We start from the raw sequence: 19778 nt of genomic DNA on the forward strand, positions 1-19778 counted from the left end.
TGTACCCCCACCCCGATGCCCACCCCGCCCGTTGATCTCGTCCGCCCCGCCGTCCGTGCCGAGACGGTGTACCGCGTGCCCACGACCGTAGAGGCGGCGGCCAAGCTGGACCAGAACGAGAGCCCGTACGACCTCCCCGACGAGATGAAGCGGGCCGCGCTCGACCACTTTGGCGAGTCGCCGTGGAACCGCTACCCCGACGACCGGCCGCACCGGCTGGTCGCGGCGCTGGAGGCGCAGAACGGGCTCCCCGAGGGCAGCGTCATCGTCGGGCGGGGATCGAACGAGCTCGCGCAGACGCTGGCCCTGTGCTTCCTCGACCGCGGGACGCCGGTCGTGCTCCCAAGCCCGATGTTCGCGCTCTACGCGAGCGTCGCCCGGATGCACGCGGCCGACATCGTGGACGTCCCCGCCGGCCCGGACCTGCGGCACGACCCGGACGCCATCCTGGAGGCCGCGCAGCGGACGTCCGCCCCGCTCACGGTCGTGACCACGCCGAACAACCCGACGGGGCAGGCGATCGCCCACGCCGACCTGGAGCGGCTGGCAGCCGGCGTCCCCGGCGTGCTCGTCATCGACGAGGCGTACCACGAGTTCCTCGACGGCCCGACGGCCACCGACCTGCTGAAGGACCACGCCAACGTGCTCGTCCTGCGGACGTTCTCGAAGGCGCTCGGGCTCGCGGGCGTCCGCCTGGGCATGATGGCGGGCCACCCCGCCCTTATCGCCGAGATCGAGAAGTCCCGCGTGCCGTTCCTCATCGACCGTCTGGGCGAGGCGATCGGCCTGGCCGCCCTCGACCACGCCGACCTCGTGGCCGAGCGCGTGGCCGAGATGAAGGCCGAGCGCGCGCGCCTGGAGGCGTGGGCGGGGCGGCTCGACGGCGTCGAGGTGCTCCCGGGCGCCGCCAACTTTTTCCTCTTCCGCACGCCGCTCGCCGTCCCCGACCTCATCGCGCGGATGGCCGAGCGGGGCGTGCTCGTCCGCAACGTGACGGGCTACCCCGCCCTCGCGGGCCGCGACGGGCGCCCCGGCTGGGCGCGCGCGTCGGTCGGCACCGCTAGCGAGAACCGGGCGTTCCAGGACGCCCTCGCCGCCGTCCTGGAGGCCGAGGGCGTGGCCGCGGGCGACGCGTGACGGGCACAAGCTGACGAGCCCACTCGCCGTGGGCGGGGCGGCGCGTTCGTCCCGGTCTACCACCCCGCCCGCACACGCGGCCGCCCCGCCCGCGTGAAAGGATCGGACGCCCGCCGGTCGCCCCGACGCACCCGGTCCCGCCGGGCGGGGCGGTCGGCCCCGTCCTTTCATCGTTCAGCGTTCATCATTCATCGTTCCCCATGACCCTTCTCGACGACCTCGCCTGGCGCGGCCTGCTCTACGACCAGACGCCGGACCTCGCCGACCACCTCGCCGGCGGCGTGCGGACGGCCTACTGCGGGTTCGACCCGACGGCCGACAGCCTCCACGTCGGGCACCTCCTGCCGGCCCTGGGGCTCGCGCGGCTCCAGCAGGCGGGGCACCGGCCGGTCGCCCTCGTCGGCGGCGGGACCGGCCTCATCGGCGACCCCTCGGGCAAGCGCGCCGAGCGGACGCTCCAGACGCGCGACGACGTCGAGGCCAACGCCGCCGGCATCCGCGGCCAGCTCGAACGGTTCCTCGACTTCGACGGCCCGAACGCGGCGCGGATGGCGAACAACCTGGACTGGCTGGGCGGGGCGGGGCTGCTCGACTTCCTCCGCGACGTGGGCAAGCACTTCACGGTCAACGCCATGACGGCGAAGGAGTCCGTGCGGAGCCGGCTGGAAAGCGAGCAGGGCCTGTCGTTTACTGAGTTCAGCTACCAACTCCTCCAGGCCTACGACTTTCTCGTCCAGTACCAGCGCGACGGCGTGACGGTCCAGATCGGGGGCTCCGACCAGTGGGGCAACATCACGGCCGGCGCCGACCTCATCCGCCGCGCGGCGGGCGGGCAGGGGCACGGGCTCGTGATGCCGCTCGTGACGAACGCGGCCGGGACCAAGTTTGGGAAGACCGAGGGCGGGGCAGTCTGGCTCGACCCGGAGCGGACGTCGCCGTACCAGTTCTACCAGTTCTGGCTGAACACCGACGATCGCGACGCGGTCGGCTACCTCAAGGCGTTCACGTGGCTCGGCCCGGACGAGGTCGAGGCGCTCGCGGCTGAGGCCGAGGCAGCCCCCCGTGCCCGCCCCGCCCAGCGCGCCCTCGCCCGCGAGGTGACCACGATGGTCCACGGCGCCGACGCCGCCGACGCCGCCGAGCGGGCGGGCCGCGTCCTGTTCGGCGACGGCGACCTCACGTCGCTCGACGCGAAGACGCTGGGCGAGGTGTTCGAGGAGGCCCCGTCGGTCGCGCTCCCGGCCGCCCGGTTCGAGGGCGACGGCGTCCCGGTCGTGGACCTGTTCGTCGAGGCCGGGTTGGCGGCCTCGAAGGGCGAGGCCAAGCGGCTCGCGCGCGGCGGCGGCCTCCGCGTGAACGACGAGCCGGTCGAGGCCGCCGCCGCCGTGACCGCGTCCGACGCCGTGGGCGGGGCGGTCGTCGTGCTGCGGAAGGGGAAAAAGTCGTACGCGCTCGTTCGCCTGGAGCGGTAGGGCGGGGCGGGCGCGCGGGCCGTCGGGGGCGGGGTGGTCTGTCGCCGCCGCCCCGCGCCACCCCGCCCGGCGTCGCCCCGCCCACGTGGGCGACCGGCGGTCGTCCCTACGGCCGCGCGTCACCTGACGGCACCGCCCGACGGCGTTGCATGCAACGCCGCTACGGCAGCCGCCCCGCCCTCGGCGTGGGCGGGGTGGCGCCGCTGCCCGCTCGGCACACGCCCGGGCGGGGCGGTCCCGTTTGACCGGCCCCGCCCGAGGCCGGGCCGTATCCTGGCCGCCCCGCCCCCGGTTCTGCATGAGCGGCCTGCCGCGTTGAGACTCCTCTAGCCGCCCCGGACCGTGCGCCGCCCCGCCCTCGCCGTCATTGCCCTCGCGGGCGTGCTCCTCGCCGCCCCCGGGTGCCGGCCGGGGACGGCCCTGGGCAACCGCTACAACAACTTCCGGGCGTTCTACAACACGTACTACAACGCCTCGCGGAGCCTGGAGGAGGGGGAGGAGGCGCTCCAAAACGACGCCGCGGTCGTCGACCGCACCGAGCTGCTCCGCGTGTTCCCCGTCGTGGCCGCGGGCGGGGCGGGCGGCGGGCCGTTCGAGGACGCCGTCGAGAAGAGCGCCGACCTGCTCCGCGACCGGCCCACGTCGAAGTGGGCCGACGACGCGCTCCTCGTCATCGGGAAGGCGTACTTCTACCAGCGCAACTTTGCCGGGGCCGAGCAGAAGTTCGAGGAGACGGCCGCCGCCGCGCAGGCGACCGGCGACCGCCGGCTGGGCGACGAGGCCCAGTTCTGGCTCGGGCGGACCTACGCGGCGACCGAGCGCTACGACGAGGGCGTGGCCGTGCTCCAGGACGGGCTGGCCCGCGACGACGTCGACCGCCGGTGGCGCCCGCGGATGCGGCTCGCGCTGGGCGAGCTGTACGCGCTGGCGGGGCGGTGGGACGAGGCCGCCGAGGTGCTCCGCGAGGGGGCGGCCGAGGTCGACGACGGCGACCTCGCCGCGCGGGCCTACGTCCTCCTCGGGCAGGTCGAGGAGTACGCGGAGCGGTACGACCGAGCGGCCGAGGCGTACACGGCGGCCCTCGACCAGCAGCCCGCGTTCGAGCTGGGCTACGCGGCGGCCGTGAGCCGCGCGCTCGTCGTGGGCCTCGACGCCGGAAAGACCGACGAGGCGCTCGCCCTGGTCGACCGCATGGAGGGGGACGACAAGTTCTACGAGCGCCGGGGCGAGCTCGCCCTCGTCCGCGCCCGGCTGCTCGCGGCGGCGGGCCGCACGGCGGCGGCCGAGGCCCGGTTCCGCGACGTCCTCTACGACCCCGACCTCGACGGGCAGCGCGTCCGCGGCGAGGCGCACTACCGGCTGGGAGAGTTCTATCGCGACGCGCTCGACGACTACGTCCGCGCCTCGGCTCACTTCGACACGGCGGCGACGGCCCTCCGCGAGCCGCCCCTCGAGGTCCGACCGTCGCGGGCGGCCGTGGTCGGGATCGGCCAGCAGGCGCGGACCTACGCGGCGCTCGCCGAAACGGCCCGCCGCGTGAGCGAGGCGGATTCTCTCCTGGCCCTCGGCGCCCTCTCCGACGACGCGTTCGCCGCCCGCATCGAGTCCATCGAGGCCGAACGCCTCCGCGTGTTCCAGGACCAGCAGCGGCGGCTCGAAGCGGAGCGGGCAGCCCAGGCGTTTTCGGGCGAGGGCACCCGCTTCGAGGGCGACTCCCCCGGAGGCCCCGCGGTCGCGCAGGCGCCGGTGGGCGGGGCGGACGTCGGGTTCCTCTCCTACCGGAACCCGGGCACGATCCAGGCCGGCCTCGTCGCCTTCGAGCAGCGGTGGGGGAGCCGCCCGCTCGTCCCCAACTGGCGCCGCCTGTCCGACGTCCGCGCGACGGCGCTCGCGTCCGACGTCGGCGGCGTCGCCGACAACATCGCCGGGCCGCGGACGACGCTGGGGCAGGGGCCGCCGCCGCTCGACATCGCGCGCGTTCCGCGGACGCTCGCAAAGCTCCAGGAGCTCAACACCGAGCTGGCCCAGCTCCGCTACGAGCTCGCCAACGCCTTTTTCCTCTCGGCCGGTCGCGCCGACACCGCCGCGGCGCTGTACCGCGCCATCCTCACCGAGACGCCCGACCTCCCCACGGCCGTCCGCGCCCGGTACGCGCTCGCCGAGATCGAGCGGGGGGCGGGGCGGGAGGACGCGGCCCGGCCGCTCTACGAGGAGGTCATCGCCGCCGCCCCGACGTCGGACTTGGCGCGCGCCTCGCGCGTGCGGCTGGGCCTGGAGGACGACCGCCCCGCCCCCACGCTGCGGACGGCCGCCGAGACGTCGGCCGCCTACGACGCGGCCCGGGCGCAGTGGCGGGACGGGGCGCCGCGCGAGGCGGCCGCTGCGTTCGTCGCCCTCGCCGACGCCGACCCGGATAGCGCCTCGGCGGCCCGGGCCTACCTCGCCGCCGCCGCCGCCATCGCCACCTGGGCCGACGGCGACGCCGCCCTTCTCACCGGCCCGCTCCCGGCTGACCTCGTCTCGCCCGTCCTCCGCCGCGCGCCGCGCGCGCCGGATGCCCCGCCCCGCCCCGCCCCGTTCGAGGACGAGCGAGAGGACAACGACAGATCAAGCTTCGAGCCGGAGCCCGGATTCGAGGACGAGCCGGACCCGGCCGACGAGGAGCGCCCGTTCGCCGACATTCCCGCCGTTGCCGAGGCGCCCGCGCCCGTGGGCGGAGAGGAGCCCGAAGCCCGGCTCCGCCCGCAGCGCCGGGCCGCCGACTCGCTCACCGTGCCCGAGCCGCTCGCGCCGCCCGCCGAGCGCCCACGGGACACCGCCCCGCCCGCGATCGTCCCCGCCCCGCCCCCCGTGGGCAGCGGGCGGGGCGGGGTGGACCCATCCGGCTCCTCGTTCACGCTCCGCGACCACCTTCGCGCCATCGTCGCGCTCTACCCGCGGACCGTCTACGCCGAGCGCGCCCAGGCCATGCAGGACGCGCTGTCCGCCCCGCCCGCGGGCGATCCGCCCGCCGGTCCGCTCCCCGCCGCCGCCCCGCCCGCCGCCGTGGACGGCGCGCCGGCGGTAGAGCCCTTCGAGGACGAGGAGCCTGTCGCGGACGAGGAGCCGACGGACGCCTCCCCGCCCGAGGACGCCGGCGAGGCACTGCCCGAACTGCGGGGGACGGCGCCCATCGACCCGGCGGCGGGCGGGGTGGCGCTCCGACTCCGCACGCTCTCCGTCGCGACGGAGGGCGCGGCTTTGGAGCGCGGGCTGAGGCGCGGCGGCTTCCGCGCCGCCACCGTCACCGACGGCGACGCCTTTTATGTGGTCGTCGGCCAGTTCGAGACCGCCGGGGCGGCCGAGGCCGCGCGCGACGCGCTCCCGCCGTGGGCGCAGGAGGGGGCCGAGGTCGTCGAGCTGGACGACTTCTCGGTCGTTCCACGGGACGAGGGCGGGGCGGGAGACTTGCGCCCCTAGCTCCGCGTTACAGGACGGCGCCGGCACGCGCCGGGCCTGTGGCAGGGCTCCTGGACCCGCGCCGGCTGCCGGAACCTCCCCCTATAGGCCGGGTACGGCCTAGCCTTTGCCTTGGACTCCGACGCCGCGCCAGGGGCCGTCGAGCGTCCCACGCGCCCCCCGACGCGGGCGCCTCCCCCACCCGCTTCATGGCCACGCCGACCCCCAAGCCCGGCAACCCCCGCGACGGACAGTCCGGCCGCAAGAACGACAAGAACAAAAAGCCCAAGCTGTCGCTGGGGACGTTCTACCTGTTCGTCCTGGTCGCGCTCCTCCTCCTCGCCGTCCAGACGTTCCTCTCGGGCGGGGCGGCGTCGTCCGAGGTCGAGTACTCGGCGTTCCTGGAGGAGCTCCAGGAGGGCGACATCGCCTCGTTCGAGGTCCAGGACCGAACCGACATCCGCGGCGCCTACACCGAAGAGGCCGTCGAGGCGGGACGCGTCGAGGTCGCCGCGCCCGAGCCCTCGTTCGGCCGCACGGCCGACGCCGACGCCGGCCGCCGCTTCCGCACCACGAAGCCGGCCGACCACGACCTGACGGAGTTCGTCCAGACCATCAACGAGCAGCGGGTGGCCGCCGGCGAGACGCCTATCGAGTTCACGGCCGACTACACGTCGAGCGTGTGGAGCGGCATCCTCTCGTGGGTGCTCCTGCTGGGCCTGCTCGCCGTGTTCTGGATCTTCATCCTGCGCCGCATGGGCGGGCCGGGCCAGCAGGTCCTGAACATCGGCAAAAACAAGGCGACGCTCTTCGACCAGACCGAGGGCGCCCCCATCACGTTCGCCGACGTAGCCGGCTTGGACGAGGCCAAGGAGGAGGTCGAGGAGGTGGTCCAGTTCCTCAAGAACCCGCAGCGGTTCACGAAGCTGGGCGGCAAGCTCCCCAAGGGCGTTCTCCTCGTCGGCCCCCCGGGGACGGGCAAGACGCTGCTCGCCAAGGCCGTGGCCGGCGAGGCGCAGGTCCCGTTCTTCTCGCTCTCGGGCTCCGACTTCGTCGAGATGTTCGTCGGCGTGGGCGCGGCCCGCGTGCGCGACCTGTTCAAGCAGGCCAAGGAGAAGGCGCCGTGCATCATCTTTATCGACGAGATCGACGCCGTCGGCCGCAGCCGTGGGCGGGGCGCGATCATGGGCGGCAACGACGAGCGCGAAAACACGCTCAACCAGCTGCTCGTCGAGATGGACGGGTTCAACACGGACAAGGGCGTCATCCTGATGGCGGCCACCAACCGGCCCGACACGCTGGACTCGGCCCTCCTTCGGCCCGGCCGGTTCGACCGCCAGATCCTCATCGACCGCCCCGACCGCCGCGAGCGGGCGGCCATCTTCAAGGTCCACACCGCGAACCTCACGCTCGCCCCGGACCTCGACACGGACCTCCTGGCCGGCCAGACGCCCGGCTTTGCCGGCGCCGAGATCGCCAACGTCTGCAACGAGGCGGCCCTCCTGGCCGCCCGCGACGGCAAGGACGCGATCGAGATGATCGACTTCGAGCGCGCGATCGATCGCGTGATCGGCGGGTTGGAGAAAAAGAACAAGCTCATCAGCCCCGAGGAAAAGGAGATCGTCGCCTACCACGAGGCCGGCCACGCCGTGGCGGGGTGGTTCCGCGAGTTCACCGACCCCGTGGTCAAGGTGTCGATCGTCCCGCGCGGGATGGCCGCGCTGGGCTACGCGCAGTCGCTTCCCGAGGAGCGCTACCTGTACACGACCGAGGCGCTCGTCGACCGCATGGTGATGACGATGGGCGGGCGCGTGGCCGAGGAGCTCATCTTCGGCCGCATCACGACGGGCGCCCAGAACGACCTGGAGAAGATCACGATGATGGCCTACGCCATGGTCGTGGACTACGGGATGTCGGAGGAGATCGGCTACGTCTCGTTCAACCTCTCGGGCAAGACCGACCAGCCCCAGTTCGACAAGCCGTACTCGGACGAGACGGCCCGGAAGATCGACCTGGAGGTCAAGCGGATCATCGGCGACGTCCGCCAGCAGACGCGCGAGGTGCTCACCGAGCGGATGGACAAGCTGGAGCAGCTCGCGCAGGCGCTCCTCGAAAAGGAGGTGCTCAATGAGAACGACCTCCGCGAGGTGCTCGGGCCGCGGCCGTACAAGCGGCCGGAGCACGAGCCCGGCGTGACGGCCGAGGGCGAGCCGGTCAACGCGCCCCCGGACGGTCCGGCCGCCCCGCTCGCGGGCGAGGGCGACGGCCTCTCGGACGCGCCCACCCCGCTCGGCCCGTCGCCGCGCATGGGCGGGGCGGAGACGGGGGGCGACGGCGCCTCGCAGGAGCCCGGCCCCGTGGGCGGGGCGGGGCGGCCGCCGCAGGTGTGATCGCTCCGTCTGCGGCTGCCGAAGTCCGAGGCGCCCAGGCGCTGGAGAGCCGGCGCACTTCCTCTTTGGGTTCTCGTCCGAGACGCTAGCCCGGCTCCCGCTCCACACGCTGGACAGGGCGGGGTGGGATGATGTCGAAGCGCTAGCCGCGGAGGTGTTGGCTTGTACCCGCGAGGTCGTCGCGGCCGTGGAAGCCCGCCGGGAAGCGGACCACCGCCGCAGCTCCCATCTCCACCCCGCCCGCGCACAGGTGGGCGGGGTGGAGGAAATGAGAAACGCGGTCTACTGGTTTAGACCACATAAACTTGTTCATGCAAGCTTGGCGCGTTTCCGGGCCTGTCGCGCGCTTCTGGAGCCCGGGCGGAGTGGTCCTGCGTTGCAGGTGGCCGTGCCAAATGAGTAGGTTGTCCGACCGCGCCGGCACCGCAGCCGCGCCCCCGACCACGAACACGCCGCACCGCAGTGCCTACGATCAACCAGCTCGTCCGCAAGGGACGGACCCCGAAGCGCAAGACCTCCGGGTCGATTGCTCTCCAGGGCAACCCGCAGCGCCGCGGCGTCTGCACGCGCGTCTACACGACGACCCCGAAAAAGCCGAACTCGGCCCTCCGCAAGGTGGCCAAGGTCCGGCTCACGAACGGGTACGAGGTCATCGCCTACATCCCCGGCGAGGGTCACAACCTCCAGGAGCACTCGATCGTCCTCGTCCGCGGCGGCGGTGCCAAGGACCTCCCGGGCGTCAAGTACCACATCGTGCGCGGCGCGCTCGACACGGCCGGCGTCGCCGACCGTCGCAAGAGCCGCTCGAAGTACGGCGCCAAGAAGCCGAAGGCGTAGGCGGCCGTCGGGGCGCCTCGGACAGGCCGCCCCGCCCGTCACGTCTCGCCCCTGGGCGCGGCCTCTCGCCGCCCCGCCCCGCCCCCGCATCGCCGGGGCCGCCGTGTCTGGCCGCCCCGCCCCTGCTCCTGCATTTCTGACTCCCCATGCGTAGAAAGCAAGCCGACAAGCGGATCCCGATCCCCGACCCGATCTACGGCGACGTCACCGTCGCCAAGTTCGTGGCCGCCGTCATGCGCGACGGCAAAAAGTCCGTGGCCCAGGGCCTCGTCTACGGGTCGTTCGACCTGATCGAGGACCGGACCGGCGAGCCCGGCGTCGAGGTGTTCCGCAAGGCGCTCACGAACGCCGCCCCGCTCGTCGAGGTCCGCAGCCGCCGCGTCGGCGGCGCCACCTACCAGGTGCCCATCGAGGTCCGCCCCGAGCGGCGCACGTCGCTCGCGTTCCGGTGGCTGCTCCAGTACGCCCGCCAGCGGGCCGACAAGTCGATGGCCAACCGGCTCGCCGCCGAGCTCATCGCCGCCAGCCGCGGAGAAGGCGGTGCGGTTAAGAAGAAGGACGACACGCACCGCATGGCCGAGGCGAACAAGGCGTTTGCACACTTCGCCCGCTACCGCTAGCTCTCACCGGCCCCGCCCCGCCCGGGCGCGCCCAGCATCCCCCAGACATGGCTGACCTCACCGGCAAAACCTTCTCGCTCGACCAGACCCGCAACATCGGGATCTCGGCCCACATCGACGCGGGCAAGACGACGACGACCGAGCGCATCCTCTACTACACCGGCAAAACCCACCGGATCGGCGAGGTCCACGAGGGCGGCGCCACGATGGACTGGATGGAGCAGGAGAAGGAGCGCGGCATCACGATCACGTCGGCCGCGACGACGGCCGAGTGGGACGACCACCGGATCAACATCATCGACACGCCCGGCCACGTCGACTTCACGGTCGAGGTCGAGCGCTCGCTCCGCGTGCTCGACGGCGCGATCGCGCTGTTCTGCTCCGTGGGCGGGGTGGAGCCGCAGTCCGAGACGGTCTGGCGGCAGATGAACAAGTACAACGTGCCGCGCATCGCGTTCGTCAACAAGATGGACCGGACGGGGGCCAACTTCGAGAACGCGGTCCAGATGATGAAGGACCGGCTCGGCGCGAACGCCGTCCCCGTCCAGATCCCGATCGGCGACGGCGAGATGTTCCAGGGGGTCATCGACCTCATCGCGAACAAGGCCATCGTGTTCGACGACACGACGCAGGGCGCGACGTGGGACGAGGTCGAGATCCCCGAGGACCTGAAGCCGACCGCCAAGAAGGCCCGGATCGCGCTCCTTGAGGCCATCGCCGAGCACAACGACGAGCTCCTCATGATGTACCTCGAAGGCGAGGACATCCCCGTCGACGACATCAAGGCCACCGTCCGCAAGGCGACGATCTCGATGGACATCACGCCGGTCTTCTGCGGCTCGGCGTTCAAGAACAAGGGCGTTCAGCGGCTCCTCGACGGCGTCGTCGACTACCTCCCGTCGCCGAACGACGTGCCACCGATCTCCGGCCACAAGCCGCGGACCGAGGACATCGTGACGCGCGAGGCGGACCCCGACGGTCCGTTTGCGGCGATCGCCTTCAAGATCGCGACCGACCCCTACGTCGGCCGGATCACGTTCTCGCGCGTCTACTCCGGCACGCTCAACAAGGGTGAGGCGCTCCTCAACGCGACCTCCGAGAAGAAGGAGCGGGCGGGGCGGCTCCTGTTCATGCACGCCAACACGCGCGAGGATGTCGACCAGGTCAAGGCCGGCGACATCTGCGCGATCGTGGGCTTGAAGGACACGCGCACCGGCGACACGCTGACGGATCCGGACCACCCGGTCGTCCTGGAGGCGATGGACTTCCCGGAGCCCGTGATCAAGATTGCCATCGAGCCCAAGACGAAGGCCGACATCGACAAGCTCGGCGTCGGGCTCCAGAAGCTCGCCGAGGAGGACCCGACCTTCAAGGTGTCGTCGGACGACGAGACGGGCCAGACGCTTATCGCGGGCATGGGTGAGCTCCACCTCGAGATCATCGTCGACCGCCTCAAGCGCGAGTTCAAGGTCGAGGCCAACGTGGGCGCCCCGCAGGTGTCGTACCGCGAGGCCATCCGCAAGTCGGTCGACCACACCTACACGCACAAGAAGCAGTCGGGCGGCCGCGGCCAGTTCGCCCACGTCGAGATCGAGTTCTCGCCGATGGAGGAGGGCGGCGTCGGCCTCGAGTTCATCGACGAGATCAAGGGCGGGTCCATCCCGCGCGAGTTTATCTCGTCGGTCCAGAAGGGGATCGAGAGCGCGCTCGACCAGGGTCCGCTCGCCGGCTATCCCATCGAGGGCATCAAGGCCCGGCTCTACGACGGCAAGTTCCACAACGTCGACTCCGACCAGCTCTCGTTCGAGATCGCCGGGCGCATGGCGTTCCGCGAGGCCACGCGCCGCGCGAGCCCCGTCATCATGGAGCCGGTCATGAAGGTCGAGGTCATCACGCCCGAAGAGTACATGGGCGAGGTGATCGGCGACCTCAACAGCCGCCGCGGCCAGATCGACGGCATGGGCCAGCGCAACGACGCGCAGGTCATCGACGCGATGGTGCCGCTGAGCGAGATGTTCGGGTACTCGACCGACCTCCGGAGCAACACGCAGGGCCGGGCCATCTACTCGATGCAGTTCGACCACTACAAGGAGGTGCCGAAGTCCATCGCCGAGGAGATCTCGGCCAGCACCAAGGAGGCCGCCGCGGCTTAGCGCACGCGGGGGCGGGGTGGCTCAGGCCGCCCCGCCCCGCCTACCACATTTAGACAGCACACCACTCAGACCACGAGAATCATGGCGAAGGAACAGTTCCAGCGGACGAAGCCGCACGTCAACGTCGGCACGATCGGCCACGTCGACCACGGGAAGACGACGCTGACGGCGGCGATCACGAAGGTGCTCGCCGAGGCGTCCGGCGGGGAGGCCAAGGCGTTCGAGGACATCGACAACGCCCCCGAGGAGCGCGAGCGCGGCATCACGATCGCCACGGCCCACGTCGAGTACGAGACGGCCGAGCGGCACTACGCCCACGTCGACTGCCCGGGCCACGCCGACTACGTGAAGAACATGGTCACGGGCGCCGCCCAGATGGACGGGGCCATCCTGGTGGTCGCCGCCACGGACGGCCCGATGCCGCAGACCCGCGAGCACATCCTCTTGGCCCGCCAGGTCGGCGTGCCCTACGTGGTGGTGTTCATGAACAAGGCCGACCTCGTCGACGACGAGGAGCTCCTGGAGCTCGTCGAGATGGAGGTCCGCGAGCTGCTCTCGTCGTACGAGTTCCCGGGCGACGACCTCCCGGTCGTGCAGGGCTCGGCGCTGGGCGCCTTGAACGGGGAGGACGCGTGGGTGGCCAAGGTCATGGAGCTCATGACGGCCGTCGACGACTACATCCCGACGCCGGAGCGGGCCGTCGACCGCCCGTTCCTGATGCCGGTCGAGGACGTGTTCTCGATCACGGGCCGGGGGACGGTGGTGACGGGCCGGGTCGAGCGGGGCCAGATCAAGGTGGGCGAGCCGGTGGAGCTCATCGGGATGCAGGAGGAGAAGATGGCCTCGACGGTGACGGGCGTCGAGATGTTCAGGAAGCTCCTGGACTCGGCGCAGGCCGGGGACAACGCGGGCGTGCTGCTGCGCGGGATCGAGAAGGACGCGGTCGAGCGCGGGATGGTGGTGTGCAAGCCGGGCTCGGTCACGCCGCACAAGCAGTTCGAGTGCGAGGTGTACATCTTGTCGAAGGACGAGGGCGGCCGGCACACGCCGTTCTTCAAGGGGTACCGCCCGCAGTTCTACTTCCGGACGACGGACGTGACGGGGGACATCGAGCTGGCGGAGGGGGTGGAGATGGTGATGCCGGGGGACAACACGCAGTTCAAGGTGGACCTCATCGTGCCGGTGGCGATGGAGGAGGGGCTGCGGTTCGCGATCCGCGAGGGCGGGCGGACGGTGGGCGCCGGCGTCGTCTCCAAAATCCTCGACTAAGCACACGCGCTGACACAGGGCGGGGTGGTCCATACGCCACCCCGCCCTTTGAGTCCGCCCCCTTTTGACTCTGGCCTCAGGCCATGACACATGGCGAATCAGAAGATCCGCATCAAGCTCAAGTCGTTCGACCACACGCTCGTCGACAAGAGCGCCGAGAAGATCATCCGCACGGTCAAGTCGACCGGCGCCGTCGTCAGCGGGCCGATCCCGCTCCCGACGCGCAAGACGATCTACACGGTCCTCTCCGGTCCCCACGTCGACAAGAAGGCGCGGGACCAGTTCGAGACGCGCGCCCACAAGCGCCTCATCGACATCCTCTCGACGTCGTCGAAGACCGTCGACGCCCTCATGAAGCTGGAGCTCCCCTCCGGCGTGGACGTCGAAATCAAGGTCTGACCCGACCGACATGTACGGGCGGGGCAACCACCCCGCCCGCTCTCTTTTCCGCTTAACTAACCCCCCGGTTCAATGAGCGCCATTCTCGGCCGCAAGGTCGGCATGACGAGCGTCTACGACGCCAGCGGACGGCAGACCGTCTGCACGGTGATCGAAGCCGGCCCGTGTGCCGTCACCCAGATCAAGACCGACGAGACCGACGGCTACCGCGCCGTCCAGATCGGTTTCCAGGACAAAAAGTCCAAGCACACGACGATGGCCATGGCCGGCCACTTCGAGGCCGCCGGCGTGGACGCCAAGCGCCACATCGTCGAGTTCCGAGGCACCGACCTCGACAACGACGTCTCGCTCGGCGACGAGATCACCGTCGAGCGCTTCGAAGAAGGCGACACGGTCGCCGTCTCGGGCACGTCGAAGGGCAAGGGCTTCCAGGGCGTCGTCAAGCGCCACAACTTCCGCGGCGTCAACGACGCCACGCACGGCCAGCACAACCGGCAGCGCGCGCCGGGCTCGATCGGGCAGGCGTCCGACCCCAGCCGCGTGTTCAAGGGCACGCGCATGGCGGGGCGGACGGGCGGCGAGCGCGTGACGGTCAAGAACCTCCGCGTCGTCCGCGTTTTCCCGGACAACAACCTGATCCTCGTCAAGGGCGCCGTGCCGGGCCACAAGAACGGGATCGTCGAGATTCGCAAGGCATGATGCGTGACGAATGATGCACGCGGCGCCACCCCGCCCGCGCATCCAGGCCGTCACGAATCACGCATCACGCAACAGAACCATGAAACTCTCTGTCTACACCCGCGCCGGCGCCGAGGCCGGACGCCAGGTCGAACTCGACGACGCCATCTTCGGGATCGAGCCGAACGACCACGCCATCTGGCTCGACGTCCGCAGCATTCAGGCCAATAAGCGCCAGGGCACGCACAAGACGAAGGAGCGCAGCGAAGTGTCCAAGTCGCGCCGCAAGCTGTACCGCCAGAAGGGGACGGGCAACGCCCGCGCCGGCGACGCCAAGAGCCCGCTCCGCAAGGGCGGCGGCACCATCTTTGGCCCCCGCCCGCACGAGTACACCGTCCGCGTCAACCGCAAGACGAAGCAGCTCGCCCGGCGCAGCGCGCTGGCCTATAAGCTGACCGACTCGACGCTCCGCGTGATCGAGGACCTCGACCTTGCCGTGCCTAAGACGCGCGAGATCGCGGACCTCCTCAAGAGCAACGGCGTGAGCGGCAAGACGCTCGTGCTCTCGAACGGCCTCGACAACACGCTCTACCGCTCGGCCCGCAACATCCCAGGCGTGAAGGTGCTCGCCGCCGATCAGGCGTCGACGCTCGACCTCATCGGTGCCAAGACGATCCTGCTCCAGGAGGGCGCCGTCGAGGCGCTAACCGAGGCGCTCCGCCCCGCCCAGAAGGCGACCGTCGACGGCCAATCCGCTCCGCCGGAGGCGGCCCGCTCCAAGGCCGCCGCTTCGCCCGCCACCGAGGGCGGGGTGGAGGAGACGGACCTCCCGGTCCCGATGGAGGACGCGCCGACCACCGCCGACCCCGCCGCTCCGGACGTGCCCACCACCCCGCCCGCCGCCGAGGGCGGGGCGGAGGCGGACTCCGACGACGACACCCAGACTGAGGCCTAACCATGAACGAGATCATCATCGAGCCCGTCCTCACCGAGAAGTCGACGCGCCTCATCGAAGAGGGGCAGCACTACACCTTCAAGGTGGCGAAGACGGCCAACAAGATCGAGATCCGCAAGGCCTTCGAGACGCGCTACCCCGACGTCGAAGTCGGCGAGGTGCGGACGATGGTCGTCCGCGGCAAGCGGAAGCGCCAGTTCACCAAGCGCGGCCTCGTCCGCGGGCGGCAGGCGGCGTGGAAGAAGGCCGTCATCACGCTGCGCTCGGGCGAGATCGACCTGTACGAGTCCGTCTAACGTTCTCGGTTCTCCGCCCCGCTCGGGGCGATCCTGACTGTTCTGAACCACTAGGGCGCAAAGCCCCGGCTCGGCCGGCGGCACGTAGGCCCTCCCACACATGGCTATCCGTAAGCTCAACCCGACCACACCGGGTCAGCGGCACCGCTCGGTCTCGGCCTTCGACACGATCACGACGTCGGAGCCGGAAAAGAGCCTGCTGGACGTGCGCAAGCGCTCCGGCGGCCGCAACAACAACGGCCGCAAGACCTCCCGCCACCGCGGCGGCGGCCACAAGCGCCGGTACCGGATCATCGACTTTAAGCGGGGCAAGCACGGCATCCCGGCTCGCGTCGCGTCGATCGAGTACGACCCGAACCGGAGCGCCCGCATCGCCCTCCTGGTCTACGCCGACGGCGAGAAGCGCTACATCATCGCGCCCGACAAGGTGACGGTCGGCCAGACGCTCGTGAGCGGGCCGGACGCCTCGCCTGAGATCGGCAACTGCCTCCCGCTGGCCAACATCCCGCTGGGCACGCAGGTCCACGCGATCGAGATGAAGCCGGGGAAGGGCGCGCAGCTCGCCCGGAGCGCCGGGACGTCGGCGCAGCTGACGGCGCGCGAGGGGCGGTTCGCCAACCTCAAGCTCCCGTCCGGCGAAGTCCGCCGGGTCCCGGTCGACTGTCTGGCCACGATCGGCCAGACGTCGAACCCGGACCACATGAACATCGACATCGGGAAGGCCGGCCGTTCGCGCTGGCTCGGCATCCGCCCGCAAACGCGCGGCGTGGCCATGAACCCGGTCGACCACCCGATGGGCGGCGGCGAGGGTAAGTCCTCCGGCGGCCACCCGAAGAGCCCGACCGGCGTCTACGCCAAGGGCTTCAAGACGCGCAAGAAGAAGAAAGCGTCGAACAAGTTCATCGTCCGCCGCCGCAAGGCTAAGAAGTAACTCCTATGGCACGCTCGCTGAAGAAAGGCCCCTTCGTCCACTACAAGCTCCGTGCGAAGGTGGACGAGATGAACGAGGGCGGCAAAAAGCGCGTCGTCAAGACGTGGAGCCGCGGCTCGATGATCACGCCCGACATGCTCGGGCACACGTTCGCCGTCCACAACGGGAAGCAGTTCGTCCCGGTCTACGTGACCGAGAACATGATCGGCCACCGGCTGGGCGAGTTCGCCCCGACGCGGACGTTCCGCGGCCACGCCGGCGCCAAAAAGGACCGCCGCCGCTAACGCCGTCGGGCGGGCGGGGCGGTCAACGCTCCGCCCCGCCCCGCCCACCCTAGAGACACACCAGACATGGAAGCACGCGCCAAGCGGAGGTACCTCCGCATCAGCCCGCGAAAGATGCGGATCGTGGCCGACGTCGTCCGCGGCAAGAACGCCCAGACGGCCATCGACACGCTCGAGTTCATGCCGCAGAAGGCGGCCAAGATGGTCCGCCGCGCGATCCAGGACGCCTACGGCAACCTCGTGGACCAGAACCAGGACGAGCGGATCGACGACGACCGCCTGATCGTGAAGACGATCATGGTCGACCAGGCCCCGGTCCTCAAGCGGTTCCAGCCCGTCTCGCGCGGGCGCGCCCACCCCATCCTCAAGCGCTCCAGCCACCTCACCGTCGTCGTCGGCACGCCCGAAGCGGAGACGGCCGAGGCGGTCGAGGCGTAACCACACCCAGACACCCCGACTCATGGGTCAGAAAACAAACCCCATCGGCTTCCGTCTCGGCGTGATCCGAGGCTGGGACTCCAACTGGTACACCGACGGCTCGTACTCCGAGATGCTCGTCGAGGACCAGGAGATCCGCCGCTACCTCGACGCCCGCCTCAAGCGCGCCGGCCTCAGCCGGACCGTCATCGAGCGGACGCCCAAGCGCGTCATCCTCACGCTCCACACGTCGCGCCCGGGCGTGATCATCGGGCGGGGCGGCTCCGAGGTCGAGAAGCTGCGCGAGGAGCTGAAGAAGCTGACCTCGAAGGACATCCAGATCAACATCAACGAGATCAAGCGGCCCGAGTTGGACGCTTCGCTCGTGGCGCAGAACATCGCGCAGCAGCTGGAGGGCCGCGTGTCCTACCGCCGCGCGATGAAGCAGGCGCTCGGGGCCGCCATGCGGATGGGCGCCCAGGGCATCCGTATCCGCCTCGGCGGGCGGCTGGGCGGCTCGGAGATGAGCCGGACCGAGCAGTACCTCGAAGGCCGCGTGCCTCTCCACACGCTCCGCGCCGACATCGACTACGCCGAGGCGACGGCCTTTACGACCGCCGGCACCTGCGGGGTCAAGGTCTGGATCTTCCACGGCGAGGTGCTCGGCAAGCCCGACCTCAGCCCGAACGCGACGGCGCAGCGCCAGCAGAACGCGGCCCCCAGCGTCCCCGAGCGCCGCCGTCGCGGCGGCCGGGACGACCGCGGCGGGCGGGGCGGCGGCGGCGGCCGCGGCCGCCGGTAACTCCCACACCCCTCTTCTAGAGCACAGACAGGACAGCTATGTTGATGCCCAAGCGGACCAAGTTCCGCAAGATGCAGAAGGGCCGCGTGACCGGGCTCGCCCAGCGCGGAGCCCGCGTGACCTTCGGCGACTACGGGATCAAGGTCCTCGAAGCGGGGTGGCTCACGAGCCGCCAGATCGAGGCCGCCCGTATCGCCATGACGCGCAAGATGAAGCGCGTCGGGAAGGTGTGGATCCGCGTGTTCCCCGACAAGCCGATCACCAAGAAGCCGGCCGAGACCCGCATGGGCAAGGGCAAGGGCTCGCCCGAGTACTGGGTGGCCGTCGTCAAGCCAGGCCGGATCGTGTTCGAGATCGGCGGGGTGGACGAGGACCTGGCGCGCGAAGCGCTCCGGCTCGCCATCCAGAAGCTGCCGGTTAAGGCGAAGATCGTTGTTCGGCCTGAGTCGGCGCCCGTCCCGCCCCCTGCCGACGTGACCGGCGACGCCTCCGGCCTCACGGCCGACGTCCAAAACGACGACCTCACGAACCTCTACGGCTTGGGCGACACGCTCGCCGAGGCGTTCGAGGCGCAGGGCATCACGACCTACGCCGGGCTCGCCGGTCTCAGCCTGGACCGTCTCCGGGAGATCGTCGAGGCCGACGGGACCGACCAGCAGTCGGTCAACGAGGAGACGTGGACTCAGCAGGCCCAGTACCTCGCCGACGGCGACTTCGACGCGTTCAACGACTACGTGGACGCGCTCCGTGAGGAGGACGGCAACGTCGTCGACACCGACGAGCCGGAGGCCCCGACGGGAGACGCCGTCGAGCGCCCCGTGGGCGAAGACGCCGACGAGTCGGCCGAGCAGAACGCCGGCCCGAACCCGCAGAACCAGGGCGACAACACGTCGGACGACGGCAACACGCCGCCCGCCAGCGCCTAGACCACCCCGCCCCGGCGCCCACGTGGCCGCCGGGGCGCTTTGTACCTACGAGACATGAAAGCCAACGACATCCGCGAGATGAGCGCTGCCGAGATCGAGCAGCGCATCGACGAGGAGACCCGCGACATCACAGACCTCAAGTTCCGCCGGACGGTGACGGGGCTCGAGAACCCGATCGTGCTCCGCGACAAGCGGCGCGCCATCGCCCGTATGAAGACGGTCCTCCGCGAGAAGCAGACGCCTGACACGCCGCGTGCGACGGCGACCGACGCGTGAAGCTTCAGTGGGGGCGGGGCGGGGCGGCGGTCCTGACGGCGCCTTCACCCGCCCCGCCCGTATCCTCAATCGCTCAGCCCGGCCCGCTCGCTTGAGCGCCGGCCGGTCGGCGCCGCCCCGCCCAGCGGGCGCCCGCGCCCTTCCGTAGTTGGTGAGGTACCGGCTCACCAAGCGACTAGCACCGCCCCCCAGGGGCCTCCAGGCTATGGCCAACGAAACACAGACCGCCGACACGGCGGCCGCCGAGCGCAGCGCGCGGAAGTACCGCGTCGGCCTCGTCGTCTCCGACAAGATGGACAAGACGATCACCGTCGCCATCGAGCGCCAGGTGAAGCACCCCATCTACGGCAAGTTTATCAAGCAGACGACGAAGCTGAAGGCGCACGACGAGACGAACGACGCCGGCGAAGGTGACGTGGTCCGCATCCAGGAGACCCGCCCGCTCTCGAAGACGAAGCGGTGGCGGCTCGTGGAGGTCGTCGAACGCGCCCGATAACC

The 19778-nt window shown here is 71.0% G+C and carries 18 protein-coding genes and 1 pseudogene; all 19 read left to right on the plus strand.

The genetic code is table 11. The annotated features are described in order from the left end of the window. The first annotated feature begins 15 nt into the window (after nucleotides 1-15). The 19 genes and pseudogenes from RQM47_RS05660 (at nucleotide 16) to rpsQ (ending at nucleotide 19776) form a co-directional block, all read left to right on the plus strand. Nucleotides 16-1137 (plus strand): pyridoxal phosphate-dependent aminotransferase, encoded by a 1122-nt coding sequence (locus RQM47_RS05660; RefSeq protein ID WP_311663060.1) that lies wholly within the window; start codon nucleotides 16-18, stop codon nucleotides 1135-1137. Nucleotides 1138-1337: 200 nt separating this feature from the next. Beyond that, on the plus strand, nucleotides 1338-2609 hold the full coding sequence (gene tyrS, locus RQM47_RS05665) for a tyrosine--tRNA ligase (RefSeq protein ID WP_314007843.1): 1272 nt from the start codon (nucleotides 1338-1340) through the stop codon (nucleotides 2607-2609). A 342-nt stretch (nucleotides 2610-2951) separates the two neighbouring features. Further along, a complete protein-coding gene (locus RQM47_RS05670) occupies nucleotides 2952-6068 on the plus strand; it encodes a tetratricopeptide repeat protein (RefSeq protein ID WP_311663058.1) in 3117 nt (1038 codons plus the stop codon). Nucleotides 6069-6256: 188 nt separating this feature from the next. Continuing rightward, nucleotides 6257-8437, plus strand: a complete 2181-nt coding sequence (gene ftsH / locus RQM47_RS05675; RefSeq protein WP_409945629.1) for an ATP-dependent zinc metalloprotease FtsH — start codon at nucleotides 6257-6259, stop codon at nucleotides 8435-8437. A 462-nt stretch (nucleotides 8438-8899) separates the two neighbouring features. Further along, the gene (gene rpsL / locus RQM47_RS05680) at nucleotides 8900-9274 is read left to right on the plus strand and encodes a 30S ribosomal protein S12 (RefSeq protein ID WP_311663057.1); all 375 of its coding nucleotides are present in this window, start codon (nucleotides 8900-8902) and stop codon (nucleotides 9272-9274) included. 146 nt (nucleotides 9275-9420) lie between these two features. Next, entirely contained in the window at nucleotides 9421-9894 is a 474-nt protein-coding gene (gene rpsG / locus RQM47_RS05685; RefSeq protein ID WP_311663056.1) for a 30S ribosomal protein S7, read from the plus strand. A gap of 47 nt (nucleotides 9895-9941) precedes the next feature. Next, the gene (fusA, locus tag RQM47_RS05690) at nucleotides 9942-12047 is read left to right on the plus strand and encodes an elongation factor G (protein WP_311663055.1); all 2106 of its coding nucleotides are present in this window, start codon (nucleotides 9942-9944) and stop codon (nucleotides 12045-12047) included. 81 nt (nucleotides 12048-12128) lie between these two features. Beyond that, entirely contained in the window at nucleotides 12129-13316 is a 1188-nt protein-coding gene (tuf, locus tag RQM47_RS05695; protein ID WP_311666076.1) for an elongation factor Tu, read from the plus strand. A 90-nt stretch (nucleotides 13317-13406) separates the two neighbouring features. After that, nucleotides 13407-13715 (plus strand): 30S ribosomal protein S10, encoded by a 309-nt coding sequence (rpsJ, locus tag RQM47_RS05700; protein WP_311663608.1) that lies wholly within the window; start codon nucleotides 13407-13409, stop codon nucleotides 13713-13715. A 72-nt stretch (nucleotides 13716-13787) separates the two neighbouring features. Further along, a complete protein-coding gene (gene rplC / locus RQM47_RS05705) occupies nucleotides 13788-14414 on the plus strand; it encodes a 50S ribosomal protein L3 (RefSeq protein ID WP_311663609.1) in 627 nt (208 codons plus the stop codon). Nucleotides 14415-14493: 79 nt separating this feature from the next. After that, nucleotides 14494-15348, plus strand: coding sequence for a 50S ribosomal protein L4 (gene rplD / locus RQM47_RS05710; RefSeq protein ID WP_314007845.1), 855 nt, complete (start codon nucleotides 14494-14496; stop codon nucleotides 15346-15348). Nucleotides 15349-15350: 2 nt separating this feature from the next. Continuing rightward, the gene (gene rplW / locus RQM47_RS05715) at nucleotides 15351-15644 is read left to right on the plus strand and encodes a 50S ribosomal protein L23 (protein WP_311663611.1); all 294 of its coding nucleotides are present in this window, start codon (nucleotides 15351-15353) and stop codon (nucleotides 15642-15644) included. A 100-nt stretch (nucleotides 15645-15744) separates the two neighbouring features. Then, nucleotides 15745-16575: a 50S ribosomal protein L2 gene (gene rplB, locus RQM47_RS05720; protein WP_311663613.1), complete on the plus strand. Its 831-nt coding sequence runs from the start codon at nucleotides 15745-15747 to the stop codon at nucleotides 16573-16575. A gap of 5 nt (nucleotides 16576-16580) precedes the next feature. Continuing rightward, nucleotides 16581-16859, plus strand: a complete 279-nt coding sequence (rpsS, locus tag RQM47_RS05725; RefSeq protein ID WP_311663615.1) for a 30S ribosomal protein S19 — start codon at nucleotides 16581-16583, stop codon at nucleotides 16857-16859. Between the two features lie 66 nt (nucleotides 16860-16925). Continuing rightward, nucleotides 16926-17297 (plus strand): 50S ribosomal protein L22, encoded by a 372-nt coding sequence (gene rplV, locus RQM47_RS05730; RefSeq protein ID WP_311663617.1) that lies wholly within the window; start codon nucleotides 16926-16928, stop codon nucleotides 17295-17297. 22 nt (nucleotides 17298-17319) lie between these two features. Continuing rightward, the gene (gene rpsC / locus RQM47_RS05735) at nucleotides 17320-18078 is read left to right on the plus strand and encodes a 30S ribosomal protein S3 (protein ID WP_311663619.1); all 759 of its coding nucleotides are present in this window, start codon (nucleotides 17320-17322) and stop codon (nucleotides 18076-18078) included. Between the two features lie 38 nt (nucleotides 18079-18116). After that, nucleotides 18117-18524: pseudogene (rplP, locus tag RQM47_RS05740) on the plus strand (50S ribosomal protein L16); the annotation flags it as partial. A 534-nt stretch (nucleotides 18525-19058) separates the two neighbouring features. Then, nucleotides 19059-19280, plus strand: coding sequence for a 50S ribosomal protein L29 (rpmC, locus tag RQM47_RS05745; RefSeq protein ID WP_311663621.1), 222 nt, complete (start codon nucleotides 19059-19061; stop codon nucleotides 19278-19280). Between the two features lie 205 nt (nucleotides 19281-19485). Further along, nucleotides 19486-19776, plus strand: coding sequence for a 30S ribosomal protein S17 (gene rpsQ, locus RQM47_RS05750; RefSeq protein ID WP_311663623.1), 291 nt, complete (start codon nucleotides 19486-19488; stop codon nucleotides 19774-19776). Nucleotides 19777-19778 lie beyond the last annotated feature (2 nt).

Origin of the sequence: Rubrivirga sp. S365 (genome assembly GCF_032248475.1) — a bacterium.
GTDB lineage: Bacteria > Bacteroidota > Rhodothermia > Rhodothermales > Rubricoccaceae > Rubrivirga > Rubrivirga litoralis.

Coding starts and splice junctions, on each gene's coding strand:
- RQM47_RS05660 (WP_311663060.1), top strand. CDS start 16: ATGCCCACCCCGCCCGTTGATCTCGTCCGCCCCGCCGTCCGTGCCGAG.
- tyrS (WP_314007843.1), top strand. CDS start 1,338: ATGACCCTTCTCGACGACCTCGCCTGGCGCGGCCTGCTCTACGACCAG.
- ftsH (WP_409945629.1), top strand. CDS start 6,257: ATGGCCACGCCGACCCCCAAGCCCGGCAACCCCCGCGACGGACAGTCC.
- rpsG (WP_311663056.1), top strand. CDS start 9,421: ATGCGTAGAAAGCAAGCCGACAAGCGGATCCCGATCCCCGACCCGATC.
- fusA (WP_311663055.1), top strand. CDS start 9,942: ATGGCTGACCTCACCGGCAAAACCTTCTCGCTCGACCAGACCCGCAAC.
- tuf (WP_311666076.1), top strand. CDS start 12,129: ATGGCGAAGGAACAGTTCCAGCGGACGAAGCCGCACGTCAACGTCGGC.
- rpsJ (WP_311663608.1), top strand. CDS start 13,407: ATGGCGAATCAGAAGATCCGCATCAAGCTCAAGTCGTTCGACCACACG.
- rplC (WP_311663609.1), top strand. CDS start 13,788: ATGAGCGCCATTCTCGGCCGCAAGGTCGGCATGACGAGCGTCTACGAC.
- rplD (WP_314007845.1), top strand. CDS start 14,494: ATGAAACTCTCTGTCTACACCCGCGCCGGCGCCGAGGCCGGACGCCAG.
- rplW (WP_311663611.1), top strand. CDS start 15,351: ATGAACGAGATCATCATCGAGCCCGTCCTCACCGAGAAGTCGACGCGC.
- rplB (WP_311663613.1), top strand. CDS start 15,745: ATGGCTATCCGTAAGCTCAACCCGACCACACCGGGTCAGCGGCACCGC.
- rpsS (WP_311663615.1), top strand. CDS start 16,581: ATGGCACGCTCGCTGAAGAAAGGCCCCTTCGTCCACTACAAGCTCCGT.
- rplV (WP_311663617.1), top strand. CDS start 16,926: ATGGAAGCACGCGCCAAGCGGAGGTACCTCCGCATCAGCCCGCGAAAG.
- rpsC (WP_311663619.1), top strand. CDS start 17,320: ATGGGTCAGAAAACAAACCCCATCGGCTTCCGTCTCGGCGTGATCCGA.
- rpmC (WP_311663621.1), top strand. CDS start 19,059: ATGAAAGCCAACGACATCCGCGAGATGAGCGCTGCCGAGATCGAGCAG.
- rpsQ (WP_311663623.1), top strand. CDS start 19,486: ATGGCCAACGAAACACAGACCGCCGACACGGCGGCCGCCGAGCGCAGC.